Here is a 13,336-nt window from a genome sequence, read left to right as displayed (position 1 = left end):
ATATCCATTCCTGCGGTAACGGCGGCTGGCGGTTTCGCCCTTACGGCGAGGCACTTTTTTCAAACGCCAAAAAAGTACCCAAAAAGGCTCGCCCCGAGCGTCCGGCCCCTCGCTTGGGCTCGGCGTTCCTTCGTTCCGAAGGGGCGGGTGGATCAAGATCAAGAGCTGCAGGCGAGCTAACGCTCGGCCTGTTGAGTGGTGAGAAGCGGAGCGCGCTGCTCTGTTTTAGTAGGAGCGAGGCTTGCCCGCGAAGGCGGCCTGACAGCCGACCAATCACTCGCAGATGTACACCGTTCCACTGTAGGAGCTGAGCTTGGTCCGGGCGGCGTTCCGACGATGACGGAGTGTTAGTCACCATCAATGTTGAATGTTAGACCGCTATCGTCGGAACGCCGCCCGGACCAAGCTCAGCTCCTACAGTGGATCAGTGGTTTGTCGGGCATTGCATTCAAAAACCATCACCCACAAAAAAGGCGACCCCTTCGCAGGAGTCGCCTTTCCTTTAACCGCCGCTAAAACCTACTCGGACAGTTTGTACGCAATCACAAAGTCACCCTGCTTGGTGCCCAGCGACCCATGACCGCCTGCAACAACCAGCACGTATTGCTTGCCGTCCTTGCCGGTGTAGGTCATCGGGGTGGTTTGCGCGCCGGCTGGCAGGCGTCCTTCCCACAGTTGCTTGCCGTTTTTCACGTCATAGGCGCGCAGGTACTGGTCGAGGGTGCCGCTCAGAAAGGCCACGCCACTCGCGGTGGTAAAGGCCCCGCCCAGGCTCGGTACGCCCATGCTCAGTGGGATCGGGACCGGCGCGCTGTCACGCACGGTACCGTTCTTGTGCATCCAGATGGTTTTGTTGGTGGTCAAATCGACTGCTGCCACGTAGCCCCAGGCCGGTGCCTGGCACGGCAGGCCCATCGGCGACAGCAGCGCTTCGAGGATCACGCCGTAAGGCGCGCCTTTGTTGGGCTGCACGCCTTCGGTTTCGCTGACGCGAGGGCCTTGTTTGGCGATTTCCGAGGTCGGGATCAGTTTCGATTTGAATGCCATGTAGCTCGGGTTCACGAAAGCAATCTGACGCACCGGGTCAACCGACATGCCGCCCCAATCGAACACACCGAAGTTACCGGGATAAACGATCGAGCCTTGCAGCGACGGCGGGGTGAACATGCCGTCGTAACGCAGGGATTTGAAATCAATCCGGCACAGCATCTGATCGAACGGGGTCACGCCCCACATGTCGCGTTCCTTGAGGACCGGCGGCACGAAGTTCAGGTCGGACATGGGTTGGGTCGGTGAAGTGTGGTCGCCTTCCACTGCACCTTGCGGCACCGGGATTTCCTTGATCGGTACGATCGGCTGACCATTGCTGCGGTCCAGCACGTAGATGCTGCCTTGCTTGGTGGACGCGAGTACCGCTGGCTTCACGCCGTCTGCGGTTTTCAGGTCCATCAGGGTTGGCTGGCCGCCGACGTCCATGTCCCACAGGTCATGGTGGGTGAACTGGTAGTGCCAGCGCACTTTGCCGGTGGCGATGTCCAGCGCGGTCAGGCCGGCGGCGTGCAGTTCCGATTCAGGGGTGCGAGCGCCACCGAACTGGTCCGGGGTCTGGTTGCCCATCGGCAGATAGATCATGCCGAGTTTTTCGTCGACGCTAAAGATGGACCACATGTTTGGCGAGTTGCGGGTGTAGACCTTGCCTTCGGCAATCGGCGTAGTGTCGTCCGGGTTGCCGCTGTCCCAGTTCCACACCAGTTTGCCGGTGTGCACGTCGAACGCGCGGATCACGCCGCTTGGCTCGTCAATGGAAACGTTGTCGGTCACGTGGCCGCCAATCACCACCAGGTCTTTGGTGACCGCCGGTGGAGATGTGGAGTAATAACCGCCAGCGGTGAATTCACCGATGTTGGTCGTCAGGTCAACCTGGCCACCGTTGCCAAAGTCTTCGCACATTTTGCCGGTGTCGGCGTCGAGGGCGATCAGACGGGTGTCGGCAGTCGGCAGGAAGATCCGGCGTGGGCAGACAGTGCTGACCGGCGCAGGGCTGGCAGTGCCCGTCGGGCTCTGCTCGGAAGCGTAGGCGGCGTCATCGTGATAGGTCACGCCACGGCAGGTCATGTGCGCCCAACCCTTGAAGTTCGCCGCGTTTTGCGTGGAGAGCTTCGGATCGAAACGCCAGATTTCCTTGCCAGTGTCCGGGTCCAGCGCGATCACCTGGCTGTGCGGCGTGCAGACGTAGAGCATGCCGTTGACTTTCAGCGGAGTGTTTTCGGCAGTGGTTTCACCCGGGTCATTCGGCCCAGGCAGATCGCCGGTGCGGTAGGTCCAGGCCGGAACGAGTTTGTTCACGTTCTGCGGAGTGATCTGTGCCAGTGGCGAGTATCGATCGCCATGGGCGCTGCGGCCGTAGGAGTTCCAGTCACCGTCGGGCATGGCCGGGGCGGTGTTGGTTATACCCGGCACGCTGTCGCGGTCCAGTTGGCCTTTGATTTCGCCGGGGTTGGTGAACTGACTGGCGAGCGCGGCAACACCGGCAATCGCCACGGCAGCGCTCAGCGCACCCGTGCCGACCGAATTGAACTCACCGCGATGCAGCGGGCGGCGGACCCACGGCAGCAGCATGACGATACCGATGGCAAACAACATCGCCAGACGCGGCACCAGTTGCCACCAATCGAGGCCGACTTCCCACAGGGCCCAGACGGTACTGGCGAACAGCACCACTGCGTACAGGCCCAGCGCAGTGCGGCGAGCGGTAATCAACAGCACGCCGGTCAATGCCAGGCCGATACCGGCCAGCAGGTAATACAGCGAGCCGCCGAGCATGCTCAGCTTGATCCCCCCGGCCAGCATGGCCAGGCCCATTAGCAGAAGCAGGATACCGAGCAGGCTCGGCAGCAGGCGGCTTCGACTTAAAGCACCATCAGTGCTCATAGTGTGGTTCTCCGTGACGTTTTAAGTAGTCCCGCGCAAGTTCACTGTAGATGACGATCCGGTGCGGGCAGGGTTCATGTAAAAAGTGTCTGGACGCCGCATTCCTTGTAGGAGCAGAGCTTGCTCGCGATGGCGGTGTGTCAGGCAGCATCTATGTCAACTGACACTCCGTCATCGCGAGCAAGCTTTGCTCCTACAGGGTTTGTGGTGTTGGTTAGAACGACGACTGGATCTTGATCCCGCCAATCAGCGCGTCATCGACCTGGTCCACGCCACCGGGGTGGCGGATGTATTGCAGGTTCGGGCGCACGGTCAGCCAGTTCGTGACGTGCACGCCGTAATAGAGTTCGGCGCTGTATTCGGTGTCCTGCGGTGGCAGGAAGGACGGGTCGTTGTAGTCGAAGACCGCGCGGGCCTGATTGGTCGCCTCGGCGTTCTTGCGATAGGCCGGGTTGACGTGGACGCGGGCCAGGGCGAAACCGATGTCGTCCTTGGCTCGTGCATCGAACAAGCCTTTGTAGACCACGCCAGCCTGGACATAGTTGTCGATGGCGTTGGTCTTCTTGTCGTGCATCGTGCCGTTGGCGAACACGCTCAGGCCGCGAGAGTTGTCGCTGGCGCGGCTGGTCAATTGCTGCTGCACACCGAGCCACACGCCGTGTTTGCTCGACGCGCTGCGGTAAGCCTCGCCACTCAAGGCGGCCGGCTGACCGTTGATGTCCTTGTAGGCATCAGTGGCGTTGGCGTTGCTGTAGTAATAACCGGCGCGGTATTCACCCGGCAGGCCATTGAGCTTCGGCGACCACACCAGTTCCACCGGCAGGATCGCGCCTTGAGTGCCGCTGCCGCTGAGCTTGAAGCCGTTATCGCGATCGAGGTTCGACGGGTTTTGTTCATAGACGCCGACCTGCGCGTACAGCTCCGGCGTCAGGTGATATTTGACCCGCATCGCCCACTGGCTGACCGGCCAGTTGTACCAGATGCCACCGACCCAGTTGCCGACCTGCGAGCCGCAGAACGCCAGGTTCTGGAAGTCGCAGGGGAAGCTGTTGAAGTCTTCGCCTTCGCCAAAACGACCGACCTTGATGTCGAGCATTTGATCGAAGAATGTCTGCTGATACCACATCTGCGTCAGGCGCCAGGTTTGCCCGCGGCCCCAGACTTCTTGAGCCGAGGTGAACCCGCCCACGCGCGGATCGTTGATGCGGTCGTTGCTGATGTTGTTGCCGTTGCGCTCGGTGATGGTCAGCTGAAATTCGGCGTCGTCCCAGCCCAGAATCTTCTGCAAGTCCATGTGGGTGCCGAGGCCGAACTGGTCGCTGTAGCGAGCGGTGCGGTCATGGTCGTAGCCGCCGTGCAGATTGCTGCCCATTTCGCCGGTGTAATCGACTTTGAAGTCGTAGCCTTTTTCCGAAAGTTCGGTGCGCGTGCCGTTCCAGTCGCCGAGCATCCATGGCGACTCGCTATCGAAGGCTGGAGCGGCCTGGGTGCAAGTGGCGAGACCCAGCGCGGTGAATCCGCCAATCAGGTTCAGGGCTTTTCGACGAGCAATAGTGGTGCGGACAGCGCTGTCTCGCGGAGTTTGAAGATAAGGCATAGGGGAAGAAATTCTGGGTCTTTTTTTGGGAAGTGAACTGAAGCGGCAGTATGTCGCGGGCAGCGGAAGCGTTTCAGCTTGACGGGCGCAAGGATAATGTCCTGTTACAAATAGAGAAAGCGCTTTTAACGACATGGAGAGTTTCGGATTTGGTAACAGTCCCAGTCGGTACAACGCACTCCGTAGGAGCATGGCTTGCCCGCGATGGCGTCCTCAAGATCGCCATCGCGGGCAAGCCATGCTCCTACAGGTCCGGGTGCGTTCTTTTGCAGGTCACCTACATTTAACGGAGGAACACACAGAGCGCTTCCACCCGACCACACCCTCGGCTAAGGTGCGCGGCTTCCCATTCTTTCACCGCTCGAAGGCCCGGCATGACCGAACAGAACAACAACCCGCTGCACGGCGTGACGCTGGAGCAAATCCTCAACGCGCTGGTTGAGCACTACGAATGGTCGGGGCTGGCCGAGCGCATCGATATCCGCTGCTTCAAGAGTGACCCGAGCATCAAGTCGAGCCTGACATTCCTGCGCAAAACCCCATGGGCGCGGGAGAAGGTCGAGCGCTTGTACGTGAAGCTGATGCGCACCAAGCGCCCGGTCTGAGCATGGTCAACCCACCGACGCCAGGTTCTGCCACGAGGCGTCGATTTGTGGCCGTGGCGGCGGTGCTTGGCTGGGCAGGACTGAGCATTCAGCTGTACCTGATTTTCTACTCACGCTGGACACTGGCGGCCAGTCTGCTCGGCGGGCTGGTCAGCTTCTTCAGCTATTTCACCGTGCTGACTAATACGCTGGTGGCGACCGTGCTGACGTGCGAGCTGACGTCCCGCGAGTCGGCGGCGCGACGCTGGTTTTTGCAGCCGTGGGTGAGTAGCGGCATTGCCGTGAGCATCGCCGTGGTCGGTTTGGGCTACAACGTGTTGTTGCGTCATTTATGGCATCCGCAAGGCTGGCAATGGCTGGCCGATGAGCTGATGCATGACGTCATGCCACTGCTGTTTCTGGCTTATTGGTGGTGCTGTGTGCCGAAAGGCACGTTGCGACTGCGGCATATCGCGGCGTGGGTGATCTATCCAATGATGTACTTCGCGTATGCGTTGTGGCGCGGGCATCTGCTGGCGGTTTATCCGTATCCGTTCATTGATGTCGAGAAGCTGGGTTATCCACAGGTGTTCGTGAATGCCGGGGGATTGTTGGCGGGGTTTGTGGTGATTGCCTTGCTATTGATGGGTATTGACCGCCAGATTGGGCGGCGCCGATAGCGCCGCCAGCACGAATCACTCCTCGTCGCTGTCCCCCAGCCGCCAGTAGCCGACGGCTTTGACGAACTGCTCGTTAACCCCGTGCTCATCCAGCAACACCCGGCGTATCTGCCGCGACACTTTGCTCTCGGTCGCTACCCAGGCGTACAGATTGCCGCTGGGCACTTGCAGCTGCTTCACCGTCGTCAGCAAGTTGTTCTGGCCGCCCTCGCGCAATACCCAGATCACATTGACCTGCGCGGCGCTTTCCAGACGTTGCTGTTCGGCGCCGTTCTCTACTTCGACGATTACCAATGCCCGGCGATTGGCCGCCAGGCCTTCCAGTCGCCGAGCGATCGCGGGCAGGGCGGTTTCGTCACCGATCAGCAAGTAGCTGTCGAAAATGTCCGGCACGATCATCGATCCGCGGGGCCCGCCGATGTGCAGGAATTGGCCGGGCCTGGCCTGCTCGGCCCAGGTCGCGGCAGGGCCGTCGCCGTGCAGCACGAAGTCGATGTCCAGTTCCAGCATGTCCAGGTCGTAGCGGCGCGGCGTGTAGTCGCGCATCGCCGGCATCGGCCCGTTGTCTTTGCCGGCACCGAGCACCAGGGTTTCCAGCGCCGCTTGTTCCGCCGCGTTTTGCGGGAACAACAGTTTGACGTGGTCGTCCGTGCCGAGGCTGACGAAGCCCGCCAGTTCCGGCCCGCCCAGCGTGATGCGGCGCATACGCGGCGTCAGGTCGACCACCCGCAACACTTCCAGGCGACGGCGTTTGATCTCATGGCTGACACGGTGAATGGTTTGCACGATCACTTCAGTCATTCGGCTTGCTCCTGAACGGGTTGAACGGCAGGGCCATCGACGATGGCTTTGGCGGTGTTGTTAAGCAGGTCGCGCACCCGCAGGATTTCTTCCGGGCTCCAGCGGCCGTGATGCATCTGCAGGGCATGACGCAAGTTATGCACCGCTTCGTGAATCTCGGCGGGGCGGTCATGGCCGCGCAATGAGCGCTTGCTGACTTCGATGCGCATCCGCACGCCGTCCAGTGCGATCGCCTGTTCGCTTAACGACAGACGTCCGGCATCGGTGATGGTGTAGCGTTTTTTTCCGCCCTCGGCGTCGCCCAGGATCATCTCGCTTTCTTCAAGGAAGGTCAGGGTCGGGTAGATCACACCGGGGCTGGGGCTATAGGCGCCGTCGAACATGCTTTCGATCTGGCGGATCAGGTCATAGCCGTGGCAAGCCTGTTCGGCGATCAGCGCCAGCAGCAGCAGTTTCAGATCACCGGGGGCGAACACCCGTGGGCCTCGGCCACCGCGTTCGCGGCCGGGGCCTGGGCGTTTTTCGAAGCCGTCGCGGCCGTCGCTGTGTTCTCTGTGGGAATGATGGTCTCTCATTTTGCGTCTTCTCTCGTCGTATTTAGATACAACTTAAGATATATCTTAATCGCAAGGCAAGGCGTTTTTCGCAAAGGGCTGATCGGTGCCGACGGGCGGTTGGAGCGGTCAATGATGCAATTCACCAGGAAACATCACCGCACATAAGCTGATTTTGTCGTCGATGCAGGCGTTGTCTAATAGTTAAAGCTATTGCTCTAATAATAATTGAGCTTATATTCTAAAAATCCCGCAAGTCCACTGTTGTCTAGGCGAAGCCACTGTATGGTTTTTTAAGTAAAACTGTATGTAGGCTGCAACTTACAGCCACTGTTTGGTGTTTGAGTTTTTTGTTTCTTTTTCCTTCTGTGCATGAGGTTGTTTAACTACGCGCTCATGGGAAGTTGCCTGCTTACTTTCCGGAACAAGAAGTCGAAGATGTCTCGGCGTTGGAGGTTCAAATAAGGCGACCTGTTACGGGTCAGCATTTTTAACTTTCAATGAACCGATTCCATAAAGAAAACAGGTAATTAACAATGTTCAAGAAAATCGCAATCGCTGCTCCATTGGCTTTTTTGGCGCTGGGTTCCGCCGGGGTATTTGCTGCTGGTGAAGCGGCTCACTCCATCAGCATTGTCGCCCACGTGCCGACTAACGGTTTCTACGTGGTCCCTACCAATCCTGACCTCGTCAACAAGGATCAGGATATGAGCTACCAGCCAACTACCGGAAAAATGGGAGAAGTGAACGGGTTCTTCGATGTGCGTAACAACAGCGGTTCGGTTCATGCCAGCCTGGATTCCGCGCCAAAACTGATCTCTGGTGCCAATTCCATTACCTTGAAAGTGGAACTCAATAACAGGGAACTCGACTTGATCCCGAAATTGGTTGTCGGTGAAGCCGAGTCTGACGTGAACTTCCGCGCACCGCTGAAAATCAGTGCGGTAGGTACAACCTTCGAGCCGGGCGACTACACCGGTGTCGTGGCAATGACCTTCGACGCTGTCCCTCCCGTGGGCGGCTCGCGCTAACTTTCAAAGTCGCGCAAACCGACAGGGCAAACAGCATTGTTTGTCCCGTCGGACTTCAACTTGATTGTAATCAGAGTAAGAGTTCATGTTCCCGATGACCCCCATCGCGGCTGCGCTTGCGCTGTTGTTTTGCGCCAGTGCAGCGGCGGCTCCCGTTTCTTCCGCCGGTACGACACCGCGAAGTCTGCTGGCGCAGGCCAAAGGTTTGCCGGCGGATTTTGAGGAGCATTTTTTTGATGTGCCTCTGGCTGTCCGGGTAGAACTCGATCAACAGCCGTTGGGAGAGGCCATGGTGGTGTTGTCTCGCGATGATCGCATCACCCTGCTCGAATTTACCGACACCAGCGAAAACCGTTTCGGCCCCGCTGAACGGGAAAAATGGGCGAGCTATCTCAAGCCGGGTGTGCCGCTGGGCAATTGCACCGGATCCTGCCCGGATCAAGTGCTGGCCGTGCATTACAACCTGGAAAGCTCGCTGGTTTCGATCCTCACCGAAAACGCTGAACGCGATGTTGAAGCCAAACGTTATTTCGATCAGCCCGTGGGTGGAAGCAGCGGACTGATGGTGCGCAACCAGCTCAACCTCAATGGCGGCCAGGATCAGGATCTGGGCGGACGCTTTGGTCTTGAAGCCAGTGCGAGCCTGGGCAACTGGAGCCAGACGTTCAACATGCAATTGGCCCGCCTCGGCGGTCCCGACGATAAGCTTTATCACGCGGTTCACGAGCTCTACACCCAGCGCGAACTGCAGGGCAGTTTCCTGCGCCTGGGCTATTTCACCCCCAATTCCGAAGGGCTGACCCGCCAACCTCGTACGTTTGGCACCAGCCCCGATACCGCTGTCGGCGTCATGTACGGCAGCTCCGACAGCCTGGCGATCAACAGCCCGATGCCCAGCGTCTATCCCATTTACGTCACTGCAAATCGCCAGGGTTCGGTGGAGATTTATCGCGACGGTCTGTTGATCAACACCCAGTCGGTGCCCGCGGGGTTGCAGACCCTCGACACCCGGCCGCTGCCGGGCGGAATCTACGAAGTGGAAGTGCGCCTGGTAGAGGACGGCCAGATCACTTCAACCACCCAGGAGTTGGTGTACAAGCCCAGCAACTGGCGAAACCTCGACGAGCGCTGGCGGTACAACCTGTTTGCCGGTGAAGAAAGCAAACTGCTGAGTAACTGGGATCAACAGTCCAGCGGCAATCCAACGGCTGGGGCTTCGGTCAACTACCTGATGCACCCACGAGTCATTCTCGGGTTATCGGCGCGGCAGATTCGCGAAAAACTGCAATATGGCAGTTCCATCGACTGGACCCTGGCCAATCACATCAGCCTGTATGCCAACGTGTATCAGACCCAGGATCATGGCACCGGTCTCGACCTGCAAAGTCTTTACAACTATGGCTCCGGTAGCCTGGTGATCAGCCACAACCGCAGCTGGCTGGACACCACCAACCTGTACGAAACCCTGCCAGACGGTACACGGGTGCGCCAACGCAACGTGTTCACTGGCGAAACCAGCAATTCATCCCTGGCGATCAACCATCGGGTAAGCAGTAAAAGTTCGATCAGCGGACGGGTGTCCCACAGCGATGGCAACGTCGATGGCGTCGGTATGGATCTGGGGTGGACCCAGCGCGCTATGTTGTTGGGCAGCGATGCGAGTTGGCGTCTGTCGTTATTTGATCGCCCCGGCAGTTTCAGCAGTGGCGACGCACGCAACCGCGGGATCGACCTGAGCCTTAACCTGGCTTTGGGCGCGCCGGGCCAGCAGATCACCGGCAGCATCGGTTCGCGCACGGCCCGTGACGGCAGCCGCGACAACAACGCTTCCCTCGGCTGGCGCAAGGATCTCAAGGATCACGTGCTGCAAAACGTCTCGGTGACGGCACTCACTGACACCTACGGCGTGGGTGTGTCGAGCCTTGCCAACTTTCGTACCGACGCCGTCAATGGCGACGGTTTCGTCCAGCGTTCGTCCTTCAACGGCAACTTCACCGGCGGTCTTAACCTGGACAGCACCCTGGTCGTCGGCGGCGAGCAAATGCTCATGACCAGCCATTACGAAATGCGTGGCGCGGGAATGATTGTCGATGTTGAGTCGGATATCGACGACATCACCCTGCGCGCCGACGATTACAGCGGCGGCGGTGCAGCATTGAAGCCGGGGCGCAATTTCATCCCGATTACCGCGTACCGGAACAGTTCGGTGAGCTTCGATTTTGAAGGCAATCACGTGCCGGCAGCCACTATCGAACCGCCGCGCACGCGCTATCACCTGAACAAGGGCGGGGTGGAGTACCGCAAGGTTCGGGTGATGAAGACCATGACGGTGCTCGGGCGACTGGTCGATGCCCAGGGGCGGCCGCTCAAGGGCCATCACGTGATCAACCATGCCAGCCGCGGGGTGACGGAAGTCGATGGGTTCTTCTCGATGGAAATGAACGCCGGCTCGCCAACGCTTGAAGTGCGCCAGGGCAATCAGCTGCTGTGCCAGTTCCGTCTTGAGGCGAGTCGGCACCGCAGTGAAAACGATGTGTTGATGATCGGTGATCTGCGCTGCACGCCGGATACCCTGGCGGACGTCGCCTCCAACGAGCAAAAGGCGGGGTGAATATATGAAGACATCTACCTGTTATCTGGGATTGTTGGCAGCAATGATGGTGCCTGCGGCAGAGGCGGCGAATCAGGAAATCAGAGCGTTGTTTCAGCCGGATCCTTCTCAGCCACAAAAAAATGTATTTCTCAACAAAACCCCGAACAGTGGTTACTGCGCGAGCTATCCGGGTGAATGCGATGCCCACAATATGTTCAGCATTCAGATTCCAGTTCGTTTCAATTCCACTCGAGCTATAGCGCCAGGAGACGGTATCGCGTTGAAGGTGCCGGCCAACTGGCGGCAGCTGACGGTGACCAATGCCGATACCCGTGAAACGGAGATTGTTGAAGTGCGCATCACCGGTGTTGGCTCCAACTTCATTTTGAGCGACTCAGCGGCCAGTCTGGTGGGGGTGACCGACATCCTCGAAGGTCATCAAAAGCTATGGGCCAACAGCAGTTGGGTCTACGCACCGGCACCCTGTCTATACAGCGGTGTTGGGGCTTACTCCCCCACGGCTTATCGGTTTTTCTGGAAAACGCCTGTGGAAGCATCTTGTGTCAAGGTGGCCGCTTACTCCATTCCCTCCATGTACTTTGACACCCTCGATATTGCCTATGAGCTACGCACGCCCAATCCCCTGGGCATGTCGAGCGGGCTCTATACCGGTGCCATTCCCTACAATCTGGGCCCCGGTGCCGATTTCGACCTGGGGCCGCTGATGAATCCGGACGACGGCAACCTGAGCCTGGACTTCGTCCTCGACGTACAGCACACCTTGAAGGTGGATATTCCGCCCGGTGGCAATCGAGTCGTGCTGGAACCCCAAGGCGGTTGGCAATCCTGGCTGGAGCAGGGTCGTAAACCGACACGAATATTGCGCGATCAGGCGTTCAATATCTCCGCGTCGAGTCGCTTCAAGATGACCCTGCAATGCCAATACTCCAGCGGTATCAACTGTGCATTGTGGGAGCCTGCCGCCGGTCACGCGGTGCCGCTTGAAGTCAGCGTCACTTTGCCTGACGGGATCGTGGATGCGGCCCAGCAACCGGTGAATCGTCGTCGTCTGCGTAGTGATGGCATTGGCAGTGAGTTGTTTCAGCCTGGCATTTACCTGGATCGCAAACCCGGCACCCTGCATTTCGAAGTGGCCCGCGAGGACGTTCAGGAAATGCTCTATCCGGGCATCTCCCGAAGTTATTTGGGCAATGTCACGGTGATCTGGGATTCGGGACTCTGACCTTTCGGGTTGGCCATCTTTTATTTTTTATGAGGTAGAGGGCGATGAAACGTCTGTTGTGGATGTATCTGTTCAGTCTGTATTCCCTGACGGTTCAAGCCGGACCACAGATCAACGTTGGCACCGTGTATGACTATCTGGATGCCGATAAAAGTACTTACCTGAAACGGGTGTTCAACAGCGGTGACAGCACCGCTTTCGTCAAAGTCAACGTACTGGAAATCGTCTATGAGGCCGACGGCACGCCGAAGGAAATACCGGTCGAAGCTGCCGCCGACGGCGTCTCGCGCAATGGCGTGATGGCCAGCCCGGCTCGGCTGATCGTGCCGGCCCAGGGCATGCAGGGTACCCGCCTGTTGTACATGGGCGAGCGGGACCGAGAGCGCTATTTTCGCGTGCGTTTTGTCCCGGTGGTGCCGGAAAAGGAAGATGAGTTTCAGGTCAGCAGTGAAGAGCGCGAGGACTACAAGAAAAACCTGTCGGCGGGGGTCAACGTGATGACCGGGTTTGGCACGGTCTTCTTCGTACGGCCCAAAAATGCCCGTTTCGAGAGCGTTATCAGTGACACCGACTTTCGCTACGAGGTGCGCAATAACGGCAATACCGTGGTCATCGTCGACGAGTTCAAAAGCTGCGCAATCAGCAATGAAAACGACTGCGGAGCGACCACCAAACACCACGTCATGGCTGGTAAGGCATTTGGCTTCGACAAGGAAAAGGGGCGTGAATACCGTTTCAACCTGATCGAAGGTGACAGTAAAAAAGTCCTGAAGATTGCCAGCCGATAGGCCGGCTTTCCATTGACACAGCGGGTATCGAACATGATCAAGCAATGCGCCGCCGTCGCGCTGACGGCAATGACCGCACTGATGGGCTCTTTGACATGGGCTGCCCGGGAAGAGCACACCTTCGAGGTGTCCGTGATCATCCCGACACGCTCGTTCTACCTGATCCCGGCCGAACCGGACTGGATCCACCGGCCGCAACGGTTGATCTGGAACCCCTCGACATCGACCCTGAGCAGTGTGCGCAGGAACTTCGATGTACGGCATGACACCAGCGCCATCGAAGCGCGCCTGGACGCCGCTCCCTACCTGTCGAACGGCAGACCGGCTGACGACATTGCGTTGCGGGTCAGTTTCAACGGTGTGGAGTTGAGCCCGGACCTTGCCCCACGGCTAGTGGTGTCTGCGGCTGATGCGGCGGCAGGCAAGCGGGTGTTGCTGGAAATCGATCCGGTGAAACCGGCGGGGGGCTTCCGCCCGGGGGATTACAGCGGCAACGTACTCTTGTTGTTCAGTGCCAGGGCGCCGGGGGAGTGA

General features: G+C 58.9%; 11 protein-coding genes. 7 read left to right on the top strand and 4 right to left on the bottom strand.

Features of this window, described 5'->3' with window-relative positions; genetic code table 11:
* Positions 1-519: 519 nt before the first annotated feature.
* Together ACYZUA_RS26160 and ACYZUA_RS26155 are read right to left on the bottom strand one after the other, a co-directional pair.
* A complete protein-coding gene (locus ACYZUA_RS26160; RefSeq protein ID WP_461961179.1) occupies positions 520-2,931 on the bottom strand; it encodes a glucose/quinate/shikimate family membrane-bound PQQ-dependent dehydrogenase in 2,412 nt (803 codons plus the stop codon).
* Between the two features lie 214 nt (positions 2,932-3,145).
* Positions 3,146-4,528 carry a carbohydrate porin gene (locus ACYZUA_RS26155; protein ID WP_461961178.1) on the bottom strand — a complete coding sequence of 461 codons (1,383 nt, stop codon included), beginning with the start codon at positions 4,526-4,528 and terminating at the stop codon, positions 3,146-3,148.
* Between the two features lie 374 nt (positions 4,529-4,902).
* On the opposite strand from ACYZUA_RS26155, the gene ACYZUA_RS26150 reads away from it, so the two are divergent.
* A complete protein-coding gene (locus ACYZUA_RS26150; protein ID WP_007944895.1) occupies positions 4,903-5,133 on the top strand; it encodes a VF530 family protein in 231 nt (76 codons plus the stop codon).
* A 2-nt stretch (positions 5,134-5,135) separates the two neighbouring features.
* Positions 5,136-5,792, top strand: a complete 657-nt coding sequence (locus tag ACYZUA_RS26145; RefSeq protein WP_461961177.1) for a Pr6Pr family membrane protein — start codon at positions 5,136-5,138, stop codon at positions 5,790-5,792.
* A gap of 15 nt (positions 5,793-5,807) precedes the next feature.
* Here the strand turns inward: ACYZUA_RS26145 and ACYZUA_RS26140 are convergent, their stop codons facing one another.
* Positions 5,808-6,593: a siderophore-interacting protein gene (locus tag ACYZUA_RS26140; RefSeq protein WP_461961176.1), complete on the bottom strand. Its 786-nt coding sequence runs from the start codon at positions 6,591-6,593 to the stop codon at positions 5,808-5,810.
* The gene (locus tag ACYZUA_RS26135; RefSeq protein ID WP_461961175.1) at positions 6,590-7,168 is read right to left on the bottom strand and encodes a PadR family transcriptional regulator; all 579 of its coding nucleotides are present in this window, start codon (positions 7,166-7,168) and stop codon (positions 6,590-6,592) included. Before ACYZUA_RS26135 ends, ACYZUA_RS26140 begins: the two co-directional genes overlap by 4 nt.
* A 515-nt stretch (positions 7,169-7,683) precedes the next feature.
* On the opposite strand from ACYZUA_RS26135, the gene ACYZUA_RS26130 reads away from it, so the two are divergent.
* The 5 genes from ACYZUA_RS26130 (at position 7,684) to ACYZUA_RS26110 (ending at position 13,336) form a co-directional block, all read left to right on the top strand.
* Positions 7,684-8,178: a CS1 type fimbrial major subunit gene (locus ACYZUA_RS26130; protein ID WP_461961174.1), complete on the top strand. Its 495-nt coding sequence runs from the start codon at positions 7,684-7,686 to the stop codon at positions 8,176-8,178.
* 85 nt (positions 8,179-8,263) lie between these two features.
* Positions 8,264-10,789: a CS1-pili formation C-terminal domain-containing protein gene (locus ACYZUA_RS26125; RefSeq protein ID WP_461961173.1), complete on the top strand. Its 2,526-nt coding sequence runs from the start codon at positions 8,264-8,266 to the stop codon at positions 10,787-10,789.
* 4 nt (positions 10,790-10,793) lie between these two features.
* Positions 10,794-12,014 (top strand): hypothetical protein, encoded by a 1,221-nt coding sequence (locus ACYZUA_RS26120; RefSeq protein ID WP_461961172.1) that lies wholly within the window; start codon positions 10,794-10,796, stop codon positions 12,012-12,014.
* A 44-nt stretch (positions 12,015-12,058) separates the two neighbouring features.
* Complete coding sequence (locus ACYZUA_RS26115; RefSeq protein ID WP_461961171.1) at positions 12,059-12,802, top strand: molecular chaperone; 744 nt, start codon at positions 12,059-12,061, stop codon at positions 12,800-12,802.
* Between the two features lie 33 nt (positions 12,803-12,835).
* The gene (locus ACYZUA_RS26110; protein ID WP_461961170.1) at positions 12,836-13,336 is read left to right on the top strand and encodes a CS1 type fimbrial major subunit; all 501 of its coding nucleotides are present in this window, start codon (positions 12,836-12,838) and stop codon (positions 13,334-13,336) included.

Source organism: Pseudomonas sp. LS2P72, from assembly GCF_054897865.1.
Note: the sequence above shows the minus strand (reverse complement) of the source record. Positions and strands in the feature narration are given on the sequence as shown.